This is a genomic window from Halomonas sp. 707B3, assembly GCF_024158645.1.
Classification (GTDB): domain Bacteria; phylum Pseudomonadota; class Gammaproteobacteria; order Pseudomonadales; family Halomonadaceae; genus Vreelandella; species Vreelandella lionensis.
On the sequence record NZ_JAMZBE010000021.1, the window covers coordinates 17958 to 35099 of the forward strand.

18 protein-coding genes and 1 pseudogene are annotated in these 17142 nt (G+C 56.0%); 17 read left to right on the forward strand and 2 right to left on the reverse strand.

The genetic code is table 11. From position 1 onward, the window contains the following. Window position 1: 1 nt before the first annotated feature. Window positions 2–1108 (forward strand): signal peptide peptidase SppA, encoded by a 1107-nt coding sequence (gene sppA / locus BIS10_RS04870; RefSeq protein WP_253503049.1) that lies wholly within the window; start codon window positions 2–4, stop codon window positions 1106–1108. Between the two features lie 11 nt (window positions 1109–1119). On the opposite strand, the gene BIS10_RS04875 is transcribed toward sppA, so the two are convergent. Further along, window positions 1120–1722: a nucleoside triphosphate pyrophosphatase gene (locus BIS10_RS04875; protein ID WP_253503052.1), complete on the reverse strand. Its 603-nt coding sequence runs from the start codon at window positions 1720–1722 to the stop codon at window positions 1120–1122. A 159-nt stretch (window positions 1723–1881) separates the two neighbouring features. Here BIS10_RS04875 and BIS10_RS04880 point away from each other — a divergent pair, with 159 nt between their 5' ends. From BIS10_RS04880 to BIS10_RS04950, 15 genes are all read left to right on the forward strand, one after another. Continuing rightward, the gene (locus BIS10_RS04880) at window positions 1882–2430 is read left to right on the forward strand and encodes a YceD family protein (protein WP_139527222.1); all 549 of its coding nucleotides are present in this window, start codon (window positions 1882–1884) and stop codon (window positions 2428–2430) included. 36 nt (window positions 2431–2466) lie between these two features. Further along, window positions 2467–2637, forward strand: a complete 171-nt coding sequence (rpmF, locus tag BIS10_RS04885) for a 50S ribosomal protein L32 (protein ID WP_009099300.1) — start codon at window positions 2467–2469, stop codon at window positions 2635–2637. Window positions 2638–2677: 40 nt separating this feature from the next. Next, on the forward strand, window positions 2678–3691 hold the full coding sequence (gene plsX / locus BIS10_RS04890) for a phosphate acyltransferase PlsX (RefSeq protein ID WP_253503078.1): 1014 nt from the start codon (window positions 2678–2680) through the stop codon (window positions 3689–3691). A gap of 157 nt (window positions 3692–3848) precedes the next feature. Further along, window positions 3849–4808: an ACP S-malonyltransferase gene (gene fabD, locus BIS10_RS04895; RefSeq protein WP_044629216.1), complete on the forward strand. Its 960-nt coding sequence runs from the start codon at window positions 3849–3851 to the stop codon at window positions 4806–4808. Window positions 4809–4860: 52 nt separating this feature from the next. Continuing rightward, window positions 4861–5604 (forward strand): 3-oxoacyl-ACP reductase FabG, encoded by a 744-nt coding sequence (fabG, locus tag BIS10_RS04900; RefSeq protein ID WP_253503055.1) that lies wholly within the window; start codon window positions 4861–4863, stop codon window positions 5602–5604. Window positions 5605–5728: 124 nt separating this feature from the next. After that, complete coding sequence (acpP, locus tag BIS10_RS04905) at window positions 5729–5962, forward strand: acyl carrier protein (RefSeq protein WP_008956801.1); 234 nt, start codon at window positions 5729–5731, stop codon at window positions 5960–5962. Between the two features lie 194 nt (window positions 5963–6156). After that, a complete protein-coding gene (gene fabF / locus BIS10_RS04910; RefSeq protein WP_253503058.1) occupies window positions 6157–7395 on the forward strand; it encodes a beta-ketoacyl-ACP synthase II in 1239 nt (412 codons plus the stop codon). A 6-nt stretch (window positions 7396–7401) separates the two neighbouring features. Further along, the gene (gene pabC / locus BIS10_RS04915; RefSeq protein WP_253503061.1) at window positions 7402–8226 is read left to right on the forward strand and encodes an aminodeoxychorismate lyase; all 825 of its coding nucleotides are present in this window, start codon (window positions 7402–7404) and stop codon (window positions 8224–8226) included. An 18-nt stretch (window positions 8227–8244) separates the two neighbouring features. Beyond that, the gene (gene mltG / locus BIS10_RS04920) at window positions 8245–9249 is read left to right on the forward strand and encodes an endolytic transglycosylase MltG (RefSeq protein ID WP_253503064.1); all 1005 of its coding nucleotides are present in this window, start codon (window positions 8245–8247) and stop codon (window positions 9247–9249) included. A gap of 52 nt (window positions 9250–9301) precedes the next feature. After that, window positions 9302–9955 carry a dTMP kinase gene (gene tmk / locus BIS10_RS04925; protein WP_253503067.1) on the forward strand — a complete coding sequence of 218 codons (654 nt, stop codon included), beginning with the start codon at window positions 9302–9304 and terminating at the stop codon, window positions 9953–9955. Continuing rightward, the gene (locus BIS10_RS04930; RefSeq protein ID WP_044629222.1) at window positions 9946–10929 is read left to right on the forward strand and encodes a DNA polymerase III subunit delta'; all 984 of its coding nucleotides are present in this window, start codon (window positions 9946–9948) and stop codon (window positions 10927–10929) included. Before tmk ends, BIS10_RS04930 begins: the two co-directional genes overlap by 10 nt. Window positions 10930–10952: 23 nt before the next feature. After that, entirely contained in the window at window positions 10953–11288 is a 336-nt protein-coding gene (locus BIS10_RS04935; RefSeq protein ID WP_058577895.1) for a PilZ domain-containing protein, read from the forward strand. Window positions 11289–11324: 36 nt separating this feature from the next. Continuing rightward, window positions 11325–12158 (forward strand): TatD family hydrolase, encoded by an 834-nt coding sequence (locus BIS10_RS04940; RefSeq protein ID WP_058577896.1) that lies wholly within the window; start codon window positions 11325–11327, stop codon window positions 12156–12158. A 29-nt stretch (window positions 12159–12187) separates the two neighbouring features. After that, complete coding sequence (locus tag BIS10_RS04945; RefSeq protein WP_253503069.1) at window positions 12188–12748, forward strand: DUF1285 domain-containing protein; 561 nt, start codon at window positions 12188–12190, stop codon at window positions 12746–12748. After that, the gene (locus tag BIS10_RS04950; RefSeq protein WP_253503072.1) at window positions 12745–14952 is read left to right on the forward strand and encodes an ATP-dependent helicase; all 2208 of its coding nucleotides are present in this window, start codon (window positions 12745–12747) and stop codon (window positions 14950–14952) included. Before BIS10_RS04945 ends, BIS10_RS04950 begins: the two co-directional genes overlap by 4 nt. A gap of 40 nt (window positions 14953–14992) precedes the next feature. Here BIS10_RS04950 and BIS10_RS04955 read toward each other — a convergent pair whose 3' ends face one another. Beyond that, the gene (locus tag BIS10_RS04955) at window positions 14993–16657 is read right to left on the reverse strand and encodes an electron transfer flavoprotein-ubiquinone oxidoreductase (protein ID WP_253503075.1); all 1665 of its coding nucleotides are present in this window, start codon (window positions 16655–16657) and stop codon (window positions 14993–14995) included. 377 nt (window positions 16658–17034) lie between these two features. On the opposite strand from BIS10_RS04955, the pseudogene BIS10_RS04960 reads away from it, so the two are divergent. Further along, window positions 17035–17142, forward strand: a pseudogene (locus BIS10_RS04960) (electron transfer flavoprotein subunit beta/FixA family protein); the annotation flags it as partial.

Below are 17142 nucleotides of genomic sequence, written 5' to 3' on the forward strand. Positions count from 1 at the left end.
GATGAGTGATGAGCAGCAGCGCGGTGGTGACAGTGAAGAGGCTTCTCAAGGTGAAGATCAGCGTGGTGTTCATGATCGATGGACCCAGGGGCCGGATGTCTCCACCAAGGCACAAGAGTCTCCGCTGCCAGGTGGGCAGGATGACGATGCGGAAATACTCAGAGAGCGTCAGCGCCTAGCGCAGCTTGAAATGATGGATCGCTGGATTGGTGGCGTCTTGACCGAGCAGCGTAGAACCCGCCGTTGGAAGCTGTTTTTTCGGCTGATGCTGCTGGCGCTAGTGCTGGTATCACTCACGGTTACGTTATATCGCGTGTTTTTAGCCGAGCCGTCAGCCGCGGTGCCTGCGCAGCAACATCTTGCATTGGTGGAAGTGCATGGCGTGATCGCCAGCGATTCGCCCGCTAATGCTGAGCGTATTATTCAAGGGTTAAACCGGGCTTGGGAGAGCCAAAGCGCGTCGGCAGTGGTGCTGCATATTGATAGCCCAGGTGGAAGCCCAGTGCAGTCGCAGCGTATTTACTCGGAAGTTATGCGGCTGCGTGAGCAGGGAGATAAGCCGATTATTGCCGTGATCGAGGATGTCGGTGCCAGCGGGGCGTACTATATTGCCGCCGCGGCGGATGAGATAGTGGCATCTCCCGCCAGCTTGGTGGGCTCTATTGGGGTGATCTATGCCGGTTTTGGCTTTCAAGAAGCCATTGATGAGCTGGGCGTCGAGCGGCGGGTGATGACTGCAGGCGAGAACAAGGCGTTTTTAGATCCATTCCAGCCCTTGGATGAGGAGGTGGCTCGTTTCTGGCAGAGCGTGCTCACTCAAACTCATGAGCAGTTCATCAATGGTGTACAGGCTGGGCGTGGTGATCGTTTGAGTGATAGCCCGGAGATCTTTTCCGGGCTGATCTGGAGCGGTGAGCAGGCGCTTGGCTTGGGGCTGGTCGATGAGTTGGCAAGCCTTGAGCAGGTGGCGCGTGCTCAGGTGGGTGAGGCATCATGGGAGAACTATACGCCCCGCCTGGATCCCTTTGAGCGCCTAACGCGGCGTTTTACCCAGGCCGCAGCGGAAGTGCTTGGCTTGCACAGCGGCCATGCGCCTATAAAGTTTTAGGCGCAGTAGCATTAGGCATCGCCAAGCGGGTTCATGCCTGCTTGGCGAAGCATGTCGCACAAGGCAATCAGCGGCAGGCCGATCAGCGCATTGGGGTCACGCCCCTCTAAGCGCTCAAACAGAGCAATGCCTAAGCCTTCCATGCGAAAACTGCCGGCGCTATCCAGTGGCTGCTCTATTGCTACGTAGCGCTCAATCTCCCGCTCGCTCAGCGTGCGGAATACCACGTCAAACGGTTCGATATGGACCTGATGGCGCTGGTGGCGCGTGTCTAATAAGGCCAGGCCAGTTAAAAAAGTGACTCGTTGGCCTGATAAGCGGGCTAAGTTAGCGCGGGCCCGCTCTGCAGTATGGGGTTTGCCGAGAATATCCCCTTCAAACAGAGCAATTTGATCAGAACCAATAATGCAGTGATTGGGGAAGCGTTCTGCGACGGCATTAGCCTTGCTCAATGCTAGGCGGTGAACGAGTGCCTTTGGTGACTCGTCTGGAAGTGGCGTTTCGTCAATATCGGGCGAGTAGCATTGGTAGGGCAGGTGTAGCCTGTCCAGCAGCGCTTGGCGGAAGCGCGAGCTGGAGGCGAGTACGAGGGGGGCGTTTTGCGTTTGCGGCACTATCGTCTCCTTGTGGCCTGAATGGCGCAATATGTACTGGCAATGAGTGTAGCGAAAGCCCAGCGGCATGCCTATTGACGCTGTTTTCATCGATAAACCGATAAGAATTATGCTATGAGCTTTGACACCAGGAGGGCGAGTGCCTATCATTGCGCGCCTATGTTGACCTCACAACTCCCCAGCCGGGTTGAGCCTTATAAGCTTGCAGCCCGCCGCGAACGACTTGAAGGCTTAGTGGCGCTGAATAAGCTGCCCCGCCTCGCTGAAGAAGCAGGTGACCAAACCGGCGACTGTCACGTCGTGCTTGAGTTTGGTGTAGATGCCCAAGGCCGTCGCGAAATTCGTGGCCATTTGCAAGCGACCCTGGCGCTGCCTTGTCGCCGCTGTATGGTGCCGCTTAGCCAAGACGTTTCCAGTGACTTCCTGCTTGGAATGATTACCGACGAAGCCTTGGCGGCCGAGCTGCCTGCCAGTCATGAGCCGGTGCTGGTGGAAAATGAACAGCTGGACTTGCTGACGGTAGTTGAGGATGAATTAATCCTCAGCCTGCCGCAGGTGGTCTATCACGATGAGACCGAATGCCATGTCTCGGCGGAGCAGCTGGTCAGCAAGACCGAAGGCGCGGCGGATGAATCCGCTTCAGCCAAGAATCCTTTCGCGGTGCTCAATGCTTTGAAAAGCAGTGGCGCTTTGAAAGGCAAAAAGTAAGCATCACTTACCCTACATACCTTGGAGTAAACACCCATGGCAGTTCAACAGAACCGTAAAACTCGTTCCAAGCGCGGCATGCGTCGTAGCCACGATGCGCTGAGCGCACCGACTCTTTCCCAGGATAAAGAAACCGGTACCACTCACCTGCGTCACCACGTTTCTCCGGATGGTTTCTACCGTGGTCGTAAGGTAGTTGAGGTTTAATCCTTAACTCTCTAACGAGTGGCGAAACAGAGTGGGTGCATTGCGCCTAGCGATTGATGTCATGGGGGGTGACCAAGGCCCTCGTGTCATCATAGAAGGCTCTGCAAGGGCAGTAATTGAACGTCCTGACCTAGAGCTCGCTCTGTTTGGCCCGCGTCAGCGTGTTGTCGCTGAGCTTTCGCGCTTGCCGCAGCCCTTGGCTGCGGCAGCGTCACGTTTAGTCGTCTGCGATGCGCCTGATACTGTGTCACAAGATGCTTCTGCTGCCTGGGCGTTACGCTCTGGGGATAAGACCAGCATGGTGCATATGTTGCGTTATGTGGCACAAGGTTATGCTGCAGCGGGTGTTAGTGCAGGAAACACCGGTGCACTAGTCGCGCTTGCAAGGCGTGAGCTTGGTATGCTGCCAGGCTTTTCCAGACCTGCTATCAGTACGGCGATTCCTGCACGGGGTGGTCGTCGCTGTTATTTGCTGGATTTAGGCGCAAATGTGGATTCGCCCGCATCACGGCTAGTGGATTTTGCCATGATGGGTGCGGCAATGGCGCAATGTATGGATGGTATTAATTGCCCTCGAGTCGCGCTATTGAATGTTGGCGCGGAAGCGACCAAGGGCAGTGCGACGGTGCGAGAGGCTGACCGGCTGCTGCGTGAGCGCGCTACCACATTAAGTTTTGCTTATCAGGGGTATGCCGAAGGTGGTGACATCTTCCAGGGCGATATTGATGTCATGGTCTGCGATGGCTTTGTTGGTAACGTGGTGCTCAAGGCGAGCGAAGGTTTGACCCGTATGCTGGTGGAGCGTGTGCAGATGGCGTTTGAATCGCGTCTTTGTGGCCGTTTAGCAAGCCTACTGGCCAAACCTGTGCTCAAACGGCTCAAGCAGGAGCTTGATCCCGTTCGCTACAACGGTGCCAGCCTACTTGGGTTAAATCGTATTGTAGTGAAAAGCCATGGTGGTGCCCGCGCAGACGGGTTCTACTATGCTATCCAGCGAGCATTGCAGGAAGTAGAGCATGATTTACCGACTCGGCTTGCCAGGCGTTGGGCTTAGCTCCGCTGGCAGCTGGGTGGGTGATAATAATACATTGCACGATTTTTTTGCGGGTTATTGGCGGCAGCAGGATGTGCCATAGCTGTTCTACAGTATTGCCAATAACGACGCCTATCGCTCAACTGAGCAAATGCCTACAAGAGCAAAGGTGAACGACATGTCTCAACCCCTTGCCCTCATTTTTCCCGGGCAAGGCTCTCAGCAGCTTGGAATGCTGCGAGAGCTAGCCGAGCGCTACAGTGTGGTGGGAACGACATTTGAGGAAGCGTCTGACGCGCTGGGCTACGATTTATGGAAAGTAGTCCAAGAAGGGCCGGAAGAAGCGTTGAATTCCACGGCTTGCACGCAGCCTGCGCTGCTGACATCAAGCGTTGCCATCTGGCGCGTCTGGCAGGAGCTGGAAGGTCCTCGCCCCAGCGTGATGGCGGGCCATAGCCTGGGTGAGTATAGCGCTATGGTCTGTGCGGGCGTAATGGGCTTTGCAGAGGGTGTCCAACTGGTGCGCCTGCGCGGAGAGGCAATGCAAGAAGCCGTACCTGCTGGTGAAGGCGGAATGGCCGCCATTCTTGGGCTTGATGACAGCGCGGTGGAAGCCGCTTGCACAAGCGCTGCCCAGGGCGATGTCGTTTCTGCAGTTAACTATAACTCCCCGGGTCAGGTCGTCATTGCTGGTAGCAAAGCAGCCGTTGAGCGTGCCATTGCTGCTTGCCAAGAAGCGGGCGCTAAGCGCGCACTTGCCCTCCCTGTGTCTGTTCCTTCTCACTGCGCGCTGATGCGACCTGCTGCTGAGCGTCTTGCCGAAGCGATGCAGGCGATTGAGCTACGTGCCCCTCGCTATACTGTTATTCAGAACGTCGATGCCCAGGCGCATGCAGATGTTGATACGCTGCGCACTCGTTTAATTGAGCAGCTCTACCAGCCAGTACGTTGGTCCTCCTGCGTTGAAGCAATGTCTGAGCAAGGTGCTAATGTCTTCATTGAGTGTGGCCCAGGCAAAGTGCTGACAGGTCTTAATAAACGTATTGTGCGCGGTGCCAAGGGGCTAGCGGTGAATGACCCCGATAGCTTGGATGCAGCGCTTGAGCTTGCGCGAGAAACATTAGCAGGTAGTGCGTGATAAACGGCTATTTTCAGCTACCCTTGCTTAGTTCAGTGGAAGGAAACGTGTTATGACGCAAGAAAAACGAGTTGCCTTGGTGACCGGTGCGAGCCGCGGCATTGGTCGCGCTATCGCCCATGAACTGGGCCGCCAAGGGCGTATTGTCATCGGCACAGCGACCAGCGAAGCTGGCGCAGAAAAAATCGATGCCGACCTGAAAGCTAACGGGGTTGAAGGCGCTGGTATGTGCCTGAACGTGACGGACCAAGCGAGCATTGATGAGGTCCTGAAAACCATTGGCGAGCGTTTTGGTGCCCCGACTATTTTGGTTAACAATGCGGGTATCACTCGTGATAACCTCCTGATGCGGATGAAAGAGGAGGAGTGGGATTCCGTCATGGATACCAACCTCAAATCTGTATATCGCGTCAGCAAGGCGTGTCTTCGTGGCATGACCAAGGCGCGTTTCGGGCGGATTGTATCGATCAGCTCTGTAGTGGCAACCATGGGCAACCTGGGCCAAACTAACTACGCTGCTGCTAAGGCAGGTATGGAAGGCTTTAGCCGGGCGTTGGCGCGAGAGGTTGCTTCCCGTGCCATTACCGTAAACGCCGTTGCGCCTGGTTTTATCGCCACCGACATGACCGAAGCGCTGCCTGAAGCCCAGCATGAAATGCTGCTAAAGCAGATTCCGCTGGCGCGTTTAGGTGGGCCGGAAGAGATCGCCGCAGCGGTTGGCTTTTTAACCAGCGATGCCGCAGGCTATATCACTGGTGAAACGCTGCACGTGAACGGCGGTATGAATATGCGTTGATGGCCTTAGGCTTGGCGGTTGCGTCAACTTAAGGGCGTCTATAAACTACCCCGCAGCTTTTGGCTTGCGGTTTCCAAATAGCTGGTTATCTCTAACGGCTAATGTGAACGACTGGAGTACGTTGATGAGTACTATTGAAGAGCGCGTTAAGAAAGTTGTGGCAGAGCGCCTGAACGTTAAAGAAGAAGACATCCAGAATAGCTCTTCTTTCACTGAAGACTTGGGTGCCGACTCTCTGGACACCGTTGAACTGGTGATGGCTTTGGAAGAGGAGTTCGATACTGAAATTCCTGACGAAGAAGCTGAAAAAATCACCACGGTTCAAGAAGCCATCGACTACGTAAACGCCCACCAGTAAGGGCGCGGTCGACGCTGTGAACCAGGGTGGGGTGCTCACCCATCCGTCTTAAAAAAGCCGTCCTGATATGGGGCGGCTTTTTTGCTTTACGCTCACAATGAATATAACGTTCAATCTCCGTTATACTAGTCACCAAATTTCTGCAGCAAATGACCCAGATGGGTCGTGTCACCATGGATGCCTGGAGGAAACTGATGGCGCGAAGAAGGGTAGTGGTAACTGGGTTAGGCCTGGTGACCCCAGTGGGCAATAGTGTCAATGAGTCGTGGGCGAACATTGTCGCCGGTAAAAGCGGCATAGCGTCTATTGAGCACTTTGATACCAGTGGCTTCAATACGCGGTTTGGCGGTTCGGTAAAGAATTTTGATATCAGCCCTTACCTGAACCCCAAAGACGCTCGCAAAATGGATCTGTTCATTCAGTACGGTATGGCTGCCGGTGCTCAGGCGGTACAGGATTCAGGGATAGAGTGCACAGAGGAGAATGCTGAGCGAATCGGCGTGGCGATTGGCTCTGGAATTGGCGGGCTGCCAATGATTGAGCATAACCATAATGCGCTCAATAAAGGCGGTGCACGTCGGGTATCACCGTTTTTTGTGCCTGGTTCTATTATCAATATGATTTCCGGCAACATGGCGATCCAGCACGGCTTTAAAGGGCCGAATATTGCGATTACCACGGCTTGCACCACCGGTACCCATAATATTGGCTACAGCGCGCGCACCATCGCCTACGGCGATGCGGATGTCATGATTTGTGGCGGCGCAGAAATGGCCACCACACCATTAGGTTTAGGTGGCTTCTCTGCCGCGCGCGCGCTCTCAACGCGCAACGATGACCCGCAAGCAGCGAGCCGTCCTTGGGATGCCGACCGCGATGGCTTTGTGCTGTCTGATGGTGCAGGGGTGCTGGTGCTAGAAGAGTACGAGCATGCGAAAGCCCGTGGCGCCACTATCTACGCGGAGCTGGCTGGCTTTGGTATGAGTGATGACGCCTACCATATGACCGCACCGCCTGAAGATGGCCGCGGCGCAGCGCTCTCCATGCGCAATGCGATTAAAGATGCCGCTATTGATCCGGCAGACGTGCAGTATATCAACGCCCATGGCACATCAACTGCCGCCGGCGATTTGGCTGAAAGTCGCGCTATTGAAAAAGTGTTAGGCAGTGCGGCCCAGCAGGTGGCCGTTAGCTCAACCAAGTCGATGATTGGCCACCTATTAGGTGCCGCCGGTGCGGTAGAGGCGGTATTCAGTATTCTAGCAATCCGTGACCAGGTCGCCCCGCCCACTATCAACCTGGATAACCCTCAGGAGGGCTGCAACCTCGACTACGTACCCCATACCGCGCGGGATATGCGTATTGATATAGCGCTCTCCAACTCGTTCGGGTTTGGTGGCACTAACGGCTCCCTGCTGTTCAAAAAGGTATAACTTTTTATGCCCATGCCCCAGGTGCCATTTGATGACCGCGGGCTAGCGTATGGCGACGGTGTATTTGAAACAGTGCTGCTGCGCGATGGGGTACCCGTACTTTGGGATTATCACCTCGCGCGCTTGGAACAGGGCTGTCGGCGCTTGAATATCCCGTTGCCTACCTCTCAACAGCTGGCGCAGGTGTGGCAGTCGCCCCCTGCGGCAGCGCTGGAAGTACTTAAACTAATATTGACACGCGGAAGCGGTGGCCGAGGCTACGCGCTGCCTGATCATCCTGAGCCCAGGCTGATCTTTCGGCGAACGCCTTTTGTTACCAACGGGCAGCGGTGGCAACACGGTGTCTGCGTACGTTTGTGCCATCTTCGTTTAGGGCATCAACCGCTGCTTGCGGGCATCAAACACCTTAACCGTTTGGAGAATGTGCTAGCTCGCCAGGAGTGGCAAGAGAGCCATATTGCCGAAGGTCTGTTAGCGGACCAGTCAGGCGAAATGGTGGAAGCAACCAGTATGAACCTCTTCTGGTCAACGGAAGGGCGTCTTTTGACCCCTCGGGTAAACCGCTGCGGCGTGGCAGGTACTCTGCGCGCTGCGCTATTGGCTAACGGCGTTATTGAAGAAGAGGGGCTGACAGTCTCGGAACTACCACAGGTTGGACGCCTTTGGGTGGGTAATTCGGTACAGGGCGTGTGGCCTGTGTGTGAATTGCTTGATACGCAGGGCGGCCTGATCGCGACTTGGCCTGTGTTAGCAGGGCCAGACCCACTGCAGCGTGAGGCTCACCGCCTGCTGGGCTATCCCAGTGTGTTTCCCGCATCAGAATCCAAATAAATAGATTGAGGTGTCAACGTGAAACGGTTACTTACCGTCTTTGGAATATTGGTTGTGCTGGCCGTTGCCGCTGCGCTCGGCGGTTATGCTTATTGGCAGCAGCGTCTAACGGCGCCAATTGCGGTAGAGGAACCCACCCTATATCAAGTGCCTGCCGGAGCTGGTTTTAATCAAGTCATTCGCGATTTAGAGGCGCAAGGAGTGCTTGAGGATGCCTGGGCATTTAAACTACTGGCGCGGATAGACCCAGAGCAGGTGCCAAGTCTACGGGTTGGCGAGTACCGCCTCACACCGGGGATGAGTGGGCGAGAGGTGATGGCCCTGCTGGGCAGTAATAACGTGGTGACTTATTCGCTGACCGTGCCTGAAGGATGGACCTTTCGCCAAATGCGTGCGCTGCTAAATAGTGCGCCGAAGCTTGAACACCGTACGGCAGACATGAGTGACGAAGAAGTCATGACGCTGCTGGACCGTGAGGACACCTTTCCTGAAGGTTGGTTCTTCCCCGATACCTACCGCTATCATCTGGGCATGAGCGATGTCGATATTTTGAGCCAAGCGTTAAATCGGATGGAGCGCATTTTGGAGCAAGTATGGGCGGAACGGGATGACGATTTAACCATTGAAACGCCCTATGAAGCGCTAATTATGGCATCGCTGATTGAGCGGGAAACCGGGGCGCCTGAAGAGCGCAGAGAGATTGCTGGGGTATTTAAGCGCCGGATGGAGCGTGGCATGCGTCTGCAAACAGACCCCACGGTAATATACGGCATGGGCGAGCGCTATGATGGTCGCATCACACGGGCAGACCTACGTGAAGCCACCCCTTACAATACTTATGTGATTGACGGCATGCCGCCGACGCCGATTGCCATGCCAGGGCGAGCCTCATTGGAGGCGGCGGTGAAGCCGCTACCCGGCGAAACGCTCTACTTTGTATCCCGAGGTGACGGCACGCATCACTTCTCGCGCACATTACGCGAGCATAACAATGCTGTGAATCGCTATATTCGAAACCGTTAAATAGCTAAACACTGAACATGTCGATGGCGTATCTATTGAGTAAGGGGCAGCAATGAGCAAGCGCGGACGCTTCATCACCCTAGAAGGCGGTGAGGGAGTCGGTAAGTCTACCAATATGGCGTTTGTCGAAGCATGGCTAACGGCCCAGGGAATGGAAGTGGTGCGAACCCGTGAGCCGGGTGGTACCCCCCGCGCAGAAGCAATTCGTGAGCTGCTGCTTGACCCTGCCCCCCAAGAGCCGCTGAGCGTTGATGCCGAGCTGTTACTGGTCTTTGCGGCCCGTGCACAGCATCTAGCGGAAAAAATCCTGCCAGCGTTAGCACGGGGTGCCTGGGTAGTATGTGACCGTTTTACCGATGCCACCTTTGCCTATCAGGGCGGCGGGCGCGGGATCAACCCCGCGCGCATTGCCCAGTTAGAGCAATTTGTACAGCAAGGCCTTACCCCCGATCTCACTCTGCTGCTGGATATGCCGCCCGAAGCTGCCAAAGAGCGGTTAGAAGGCCGCCTACGCGACCTAAATACCCAGCGTGACCGGTTTGAGCAAGAGCAGGCGGATTTCTTTATGGCGGTACGCCGAGCTTATTTGGATCGCGCGGCCGCTTCGCCTGAGCGCTTTGCGGTGATTGATGCAGCTCAGCCGCTAGAGGTGGTTCAAGCGGCGCTAAGCCACGTATTGGAAGAACGGGTTGCCCAATGGCAATAACTGGCGTATTGCCCTGGCATCAGGCCACTTGGCAGCAGCTGGTGCGCCTTGCCAACAGCGGGCGCATGCCCCATGCCTTGCTGATTAGCGGTGCCCACGGGGTTGGCAAGCAGCAGTTGGCAGAAGCGTTGATCGCTAGAACGCTATGTGCCCAGCCCGGCGAGCAGGCTTGCGGGCAGTGTCACAGCTGCGCCATGTTGGCCTCTGGCTATCACCCTGATCTACTGCGGGTGTCGCCAGAAGAGGGCAAGCGCCAAATCCGCATTGACCCCGTTCGCGAAGTGAATCGGTTTGTCTCGCAAACGGCGCAGCAGGGTGGCTACCGAGTGATTGTGATCTCACCTGCTGAAGCCATGAATATTGCCGCCGCCAACGCGCTGTTGAAAAGCCTGGAAGAACCCGGCGATAAAACGTTATTTATCCTACTTTCAGATGTGCCCTCCCGCACGCTGCCAACGATTCGTTCGCGCTGCCAGCAGTGGCCCCTAGCAAGCGTGCCCTTTGATGACTGTAAAGGGTGGCTGACCCAGCAGTTGGGTGGCGATGAAGCTCACTTCTGGTGGCAAGTGTCAGGCGGCCTTCCCCTGTTAGCGGTTGAGCTGGCCGCTCCCGATGAACGGGCGCTGCGCCACCAGATTCACGACTGTTTCGAACAGTTAGTGCGCGGGGCAGAGCCTGTTTCAGAGGCGGCGAGGCTGGATCGCCAAGCGATTGATGCGATCTTATGGTACGGTATTGCTTGGCTTGAAGACTTGATTCGTCTGGGGCTATCGGGCGAGCAGAGCGTGCTACACAATCCTGATTTAACGCCGCTTTATCGCCAGGCGGTGAAAAATGGCCGCGTACAGGACTGGTTCCGGCTATTAGATTACGCCAGAGAGCAGCGCCGCTTGCTGGCCGTTGGAGCAAACCCGAATCCACAGCTGGTGCTTGAAGCTTGGCTGGTGCGCTGGTCTGCGCTGCTGCGGTCCTGACAATCTAATGCAATGAGGTAGTGATGGCTGCTCAAAAAGCACTCTCTTTAACGATACCCGACGTGCCCACGCTGCTATCTGCCTACATGCCGTTTTTGGATCGAGGCGGTATTTTTGTGCCTACCAAAACGTTGTATAGCCTCGGGCAACCCGTTGTACTGCTGCTAACGCTGCCAGGGGAGAGCGAGCGACTCTCCGTCACCGGTCAGGTGATTTGGATCTCGCCAGAAGGTGTTAGTGGCCGAAGACTGCCAGGCATTGGCGTGCACTTTAGTCAGCAAGATTACTCTGTGCGTGACCGTATCGAGACCCTGTTGGCCGGGCAGCTTGATAAAGCGCCTCCCTCGTTTACGCTCTAAGCTAGCTATCTCCTATTTACTTCCAAAGAGCACTGCATGTTTGTCGACTCTCACTGTCATCTAGACCGTTTATCAGAGCATACGCATGGCGGCGATGTGGCCGCCACGTTGGATGCTGCCCGTGCTGCCAACGTTAGCCAGTTTTTAGCCATCTCTACGACGTTAGAAGAGCTGCCGGGCTTGGCCGCCATTGCCAGAGCACATCACGATGTGGCTATTTCCGCGGGCCTTCACCCGCTCCACCAAGCGCCAAATGAGCCGACGGTGGACGATATCGTAGAGGCTGCTGAACAGTATGGAGCGGTAGCGATTGGTGAGACAGGGCTGGATTATCACTACCAGGAGAGCGTGCCTGTCAGCGTTCAGCATGAGCGATTCAAGCGGCATCTCATCGCTGCGAATGAGCTAGAGTTGCCGGTCATCATCCATACCCGCGAGGCCAAAGAGGATACGCTGGCGCTGCTGCGTGAATACAGCAATCCTCAGGTGGGCGGCGTCATCCACTGCTTTACTGAAGACCTGGACATGGCGCGGGAGGCGGTTCGGCTTGGATTCTATATTTCTCTTTCCGGCATTATTACGTTTCGTAATGCGGCATCGCTCAGAACACTGGCGCGTCAGCTTCCGCTGGATCGGCTGTTAATTGAAACCGACAGCCCTTATTTGGCCCCTGTCCCTTATCGCGGTAAGCCCAATGAGCCTGCCTGGGTCGTTGAAGTCGCGGAGTGTATTGCGCGTGAACGAGGCATCAGCGTGGATGAAGTTGCCATGCAAACGACCGTTAATTTTTACCATCTGTTCCGCGCTGCGGCACCAGACGCGCCTGCCCATGTCAAAGAGGCCTTGGCACAGTCTGGGCTTGTGGTGTAACACGCGGTGACAACCACTGGAGGTCGGTGATGAATATTGATCGACTATTGCAGCAGTCAGAAGGCTCAGCATCTATTCCCCCTGTTGATACCTGGCAGCCCGCGCTATCAGGAGAAATGGATATCCTGATTCAGGAGGATGGCTCCTGGCTGCATGAAGGGCAGCCGTTTGCTCGTCCTGCGATTGCCAAGCTGCTCTCCAGCCTGCTGCGTCTGGATGCCGATGGATACTGCCTGGTCACTCCCGTGGAGCGCTGGCACATTGCCGTAGTGGACCGCCCCTTTGTCGTGGTCGAAGCGGATTTCCACGATGATGCCTGGTGGCTAAAGACTCAATTTGACGATGTAGTACGTCTGGATGCCGAGCACCCCATGAGGTTGACTGCTTCTCCCAGCGGCGAGATAGCGCCCGAATGTGCTATCCGGTTCGGTTTAGCGGCTCGACTGCACCGCAACGTGTTCTATCGCTTGGTAGAGCAGGCGCGCGTGCAAGAAAATTCGTCAGGCCAGAGCGAGTGTCAGCTCTATAGTGCGGGAAGCTGGCACCTGCTTGGCCAGTGGAGCGATAGCGTGCCAAGTGAGGCGCCGTGAAGTTAACCGCCGAGCAGCAAGCTGTTGTTCACCATAGGGAAGGGCATGCGCGTGTAGCCGCCGTGGCGGGCGCAGGTAAAACCACGACCATGGCTGCCCGAGTGCTCCACCTGTTAGGCAGTGGCGTTTCTCCCAAGCGAATGCTGGTGCTGATGTTTAACCGCTCAGCGAAAGATGACTTCCAGCGTCGCCTAGCCAGCATGGCCCCAGCAGGCCAGCCGTTGCCCGACGTTCGTACTTTTCACTCCCTAGGCCACCGGCTGACCCAAAGCCTGTGCCGCTGGGGGGCGCTAGCGCCCAGACGACTGCTGTCTGCTGAATGGCAAATGGAACGCTTGCTGCGTCAAGCCAGCCTCAATGTGCTTGTGGAGCAGGTAGAGCGCCGTGACGCAGCGTTGGAAGGTGACCGTCTGGAGGCGTTAGCCCACTTCTGTGGGTTGGTAAAAGCTGAAATGCTATCGGCGGCGACGCTCTATGAACGCCTGAATTACGAGCCGGATACCGACTACTTTCCAGCAGCGTTTGATGAAGCCGAACGGCTGCTGCACGCTGAAGGCGTTATGACCTACGCCGATTTGCTCTATCGCCCCTTGCAAGCGTTGGAAGCCGATGCCTCACTGCGTCAGCGGGTAGAAGGCTTTTTGGATCATGTGATTGTCGATGAGTACCAGGATATCAATACGGTTCAGCAGCGGCTGTTAGCTGTGCTTGCCGGGCCAAGCGCCAATGTGATGGCCGTAGGCGATGCCAACCAGTGCATTTATGAGTGGCGCGGTGCTCGCCCTGACACCATGTTGGAGAACTTTACGGCCACGTTTGGAAAAGCCACTGACTATCCGCTCTCCATCACTTTTCGCCATGGTCATGCGCTAGCGCTGACGGCCAACCACGCCATTATGGCCAACCAGCGGCGGCCTGATCAGCTTTGCCTAGCCGAAGCGAGTAATCCCAATACGCGCGTATCGGTGGGGCAGGGTAGCCGCATGCTGCTCGATACTTTAGTGGATTGGCAGGCGCAAGGGCGAGCGCTCAGTGATGCCAGCTTGCTGGTAAGAAGCTGGGCGCTCTCGGTGCCTTTCCAGCTTGCCTTGCTGCAGGCGGGTATCCCCTTTCGTCTGCTGCGAGAAGATCGCTTCGTGTTCCGCTTGCCCCTGGTGCAGGCGTTGGCAGGTTATCTGAAACTCTCCAGGCGTCCAGAACTGCTTCACGACCCAGAGCAGTTGCTGCTGCTGTTATCTCAGCCAACCCCCTTTGTCGCCCGTGAACGCCTGCAGCGTCTGGCTTACCAGTTAGCGACAACCCAGCAGTGGCCGGAGCGGCACGAGCCCGTTCTGGCAGCGCTAAAACCGTTACAGCGGCGCACGCTAAAAAAACGCTGGGAGCTACTGTGTGAGCTGCCCCAACTTAGCGCATGGCCCCCGGCCAAATTGCTCAGCCATGTAGTAGAGACGATTGACGCTGAAAAAACGCTGAAACGTGCCGCCGCTAGACGCGATAAAGGAGAGGAGGACGTGCGTTTGCTCGACGTGCTGATTGAGCAGGCTGAGAGCGTACAAGATCCAGACGCCTTCATTGAGCTACTTGAACGTCCGGTGGAGAATCAGGCTGGCGGCGTGCTGGTCAGTACCGTGCACGGTGCCAAGGGCCTCGAGTGGCCGCTAGTGGCCGTTGCAGGCGTTAATGAAGAAGACTTTCCCCACTATAGCCGCGATAACCCGCTGAATGATGAGCGCTTAGAGGAGGAGCGGCGGCTGTTTTATGTGGCCATCACGCGTGCCAAGGAGCAGTTGCTGGTTCTTCACGACGGAGGTGCACATCGGCCAAGCCGTTTTATTGCCGAAAGTGCCTGGCAGGATGGTATGCGTGTCGCCGCTTGTTTAGCCAATCAGCAGGCGCCAGATACGCCGTTAGAAGTGCAATCCCCTAGCTTAGTGGCCTGTTACTTGGAAAGAGTAGGGCGCGCCGACATTGCCTTAGCCGCACCACAGGTGAAGGAGTCTTCAGCTGGTTACCAAGCGGGTAGCCACTACTACCCCGGTCAGCGCTTGCTGCACGCAGTGTTTGGAGAAGGCGAAGTGGCGGCAGTAGAGGGTAATCCGTCCGACCCGGTGATTGATGTGCGGTTTGTGCAAGCCGGGCGACGTCGTCTCATCGCCCGCCGTGCACCTATTGAGGTGATGGAGCCTCCTGTGCAGCCAGCGTAGCCAGCTGCACCATTGCGATCCCTGTTACATATTTGGCCTGTTACATATTTGGATAGTTCGGGCCGCCACCGCCTTCAGGGGCTACCCAGGTAATATTCTGGGCGGGGTCTTTGATATCGCAGGTTTTGCAGTGCACGCAGTTCTGGAAGTTAATCTGGAAGCGTGGCTTGCCCTGATCATCCTCAACCACCTCATACACCCCTGCCGGGCAGTAGCGCTGAGCGGGTTCAGCATACTTGGGCAGGTTGTCACGAATCGGCAGCTCTGGGTCTGCGAGGCGCAGGTGGCAGGGCTGATCCTCTTCATGGTTCGTATTGGACAAGAACACCGAGGTGGATTTATCAAACGACAGTTTGCCATCTGGTTTCGGGTAGTTGATCTTCTCGAACTCAGCGGCTGGCTTTAACGCGCCGTGGTCGGTAGTGGTGTCATGAACGTTGGGTAGTTTATTGCCCAGCAGCTGGTTCACGAAGTTATAGGCGCCGCCGCCAACCGTGCCATATTTGTGAATGGCAGGGCCGAAGCTCGCACTCTCTTTCAGCTCCTGGTAGGCCCAGCTGGCTTCCCACTTGCTGGTAAAGCTGGCAAGCTCTTGGCCACCCTCATCGCCATCTTTGATGGCTTCAAAAACGCTCTCTGCAGCGACCATGCCAGACTTCATCGCCGTATGCAGGCCTTTAATCTTGGCAAAGTTCAGGGTGCCCGCATCACAACCAATCAACAGGCCGCCGGGGAAGGTCATTTTCGGCAGGCAGTTGAACCCTCCTTTGGCAATGGCCCGTGCGCCGTAAGCTACCCGTTTGCCGCCTTCCAGGTACTGGCTGAGCACCGGGTGGTGTTTCATGCGCTGAAATTCATCGAACGGGGAAAGCCACGGGTTCTGGTAACCGAGGTCCATAATCAGGCCCACTACCACCTGCTGGTTTTCCGCGTGGTAGAGGAACCAACCGCCGTGGGTGTTGCTGTCTAGTGGCCAGCCGGAGCCGTGAACTACCAAGCCGGGTTCGTGCTTCTCGGCGGGCACATCCCATAGTTCTTTCAAGCCGATGCCGTAATGCTGCGGGTCGCGTCCAGCATTCAGTGAGAAGTCATTGATCAGTCGCTTGCCTAGGTGGCCCCGTGCGCCCTCTGCAAACAGCGTGTACTTAGCGCGCAGCTCCATGCCCGGCATATGGCCGTCTTTGGGCGTACCGTCAGCACCTACGCCCATATCGCCAATCAAAATGCCGCGTACCACATTATCTTCAATGATGACTTCTTGAGCGGCAAAACCAGGAAATATTTCAACGCCCAGCGATTCCGCCTGCTCGGCCAGCCAGCGGCACAGGTTGCCTGCGCTAATCACGTAGCGAGTTAAATCGCCGCCGGTGTTATGCATGCTTTTCGGCACCAGCGCATTAGGAATTTTTTGCGCTTTTTCTGCGTCTTTTAATAGATACACATCATCGCGAACGGCTGGTGTATTAAGGGGAGCATCGCGCTCCTCCCAGTCGGGGAAAAGCTCAGCCAGTGCGCGCGGCTCGAATACTGCGCCGGAAAGAATGTGGGCGCCTACCTCAGAGCCTTTTTCGACGACACAGACGGTGAGCTCCTGCTCTGCCTCGTTAGCCTGCTGCATTAAACGACAAGCGGCTGCGAGGCCTGACGGGCCTGCGCCAACGATAACAACGTCAAATTCCATTACATCACGTTCAACGTTTTCCACCCGGTTTCTCCTTATTCTCATAAGCACCATCTTTTCGCTAACTAGCGATTGAGAACTAGCTTATGAAAAGATGGCCTTAATTTAAAACGGTCGTTTGCTTCTGGTTATCTCCCATGATAGGCATAATACCTGTGTCAGGTCACCCCTACGATGGCAAATGCACACTTTATGAGCGTTGATAACAGCGATGATCATGGTGTGCTACGACCAAGGCCGCACGAATTGAGTGTTGTTGCTGGCAGGTGGGCTGTGGCAAATTGATAGGGTTTTTCATTTACTGCCCTATCAAACGCTTGCATGAATTTTTAGCGTCGCCATTTTCTTGGTGACGCCTGTCCGGGTTAACGGCTTCTATACACAAGCCAAGCGAGGAACCTATGAAAGTACTCGTCGCGGTGAAACGCGTCATCGACTACAACGTCAAAATCCGCGTCAAAGCGGACCATTCTGATGTGGACCTTACCAACGTCAAAATGGCCATGAAC

Excerpts from the sequence above, each read along its gene's own strand:
- sppA (WP_253503049.1), top strand. The coding sequence starts at position 2 with ATGAGTGATGAGCAGCAGCGCGGTGGTGACAGTGAAGAGGCTTCTCAA.
- BIS10_RS04880 (WP_139527222.1), top strand. The coding sequence starts at position 1,882 with ATGTTGACCTCACAACTCCCCAGCCGGGTTGAGCCTTATAAGCTTGCA.
- rpmF (WP_009099300.1), top strand. The coding sequence starts at position 2,467 with ATGGCAGTTCAACAGAACCGTAAAACTCGTTCCAAGCGCGGCATGCGT.
- fabD (WP_044629216.1), top strand. The coding sequence starts at position 3,849 with ATGTCTCAACCCCTTGCCCTCATTTTTCCCGGGCAAGGCTCTCAGCAG.
- fabG (WP_253503055.1), top strand. The coding sequence starts at position 4,861 with ATGACGCAAGAAAAACGAGTTGCCTTGGTGACCGGTGCGAGCCGCGGC.
- acpP (WP_008956801.1), top strand. The coding sequence starts at position 5,729 with ATGAGTACTATTGAAGAGCGCGTTAAGAAAGTTGTGGCAGAGCGCCTG.
- fabF (WP_253503058.1), top strand. The coding sequence starts at position 6,157 with ATGGCGCGAAGAAGGGTAGTGGTAACTGGGTTAGGCCTGGTGACCCCA.
- pabC (WP_253503061.1), top strand. The coding sequence starts at position 7,402 with ATGCCCATGCCCCAGGTGCCATTTGATGACCGCGGGCTAGCGTATGGC.
- tmk (WP_253503067.1), top strand. The coding sequence starts at position 9,302 with ATGAGCAAGCGCGGACGCTTCATCACCCTAGAAGGCGGTGAGGGAGTC.
- BIS10_RS04930 (WP_044629222.1), top strand. The coding sequence starts at position 9,946 with ATGGCAATAACTGGCGTATTGCCCTGGCATCAGGCCACTTGGCAGCAG.
- BIS10_RS04935 (WP_058577895.1), top strand. The coding sequence starts at position 10,953 with ATGGCTGCTCAAAAAGCACTCTCTTTAACGATACCCGACGTGCCCACG.
- BIS10_RS04940 (WP_058577896.1), top strand. The coding sequence starts at position 11,325 with ATGTTTGTCGACTCTCACTGTCATCTAGACCGTTTATCAGAGCATACG.
- BIS10_RS04945 (WP_253503069.1), top strand. The coding sequence starts at position 12,188 with ATGAATATTGATCGACTATTGCAGCAGTCAGAAGGCTCAGCATCTATT.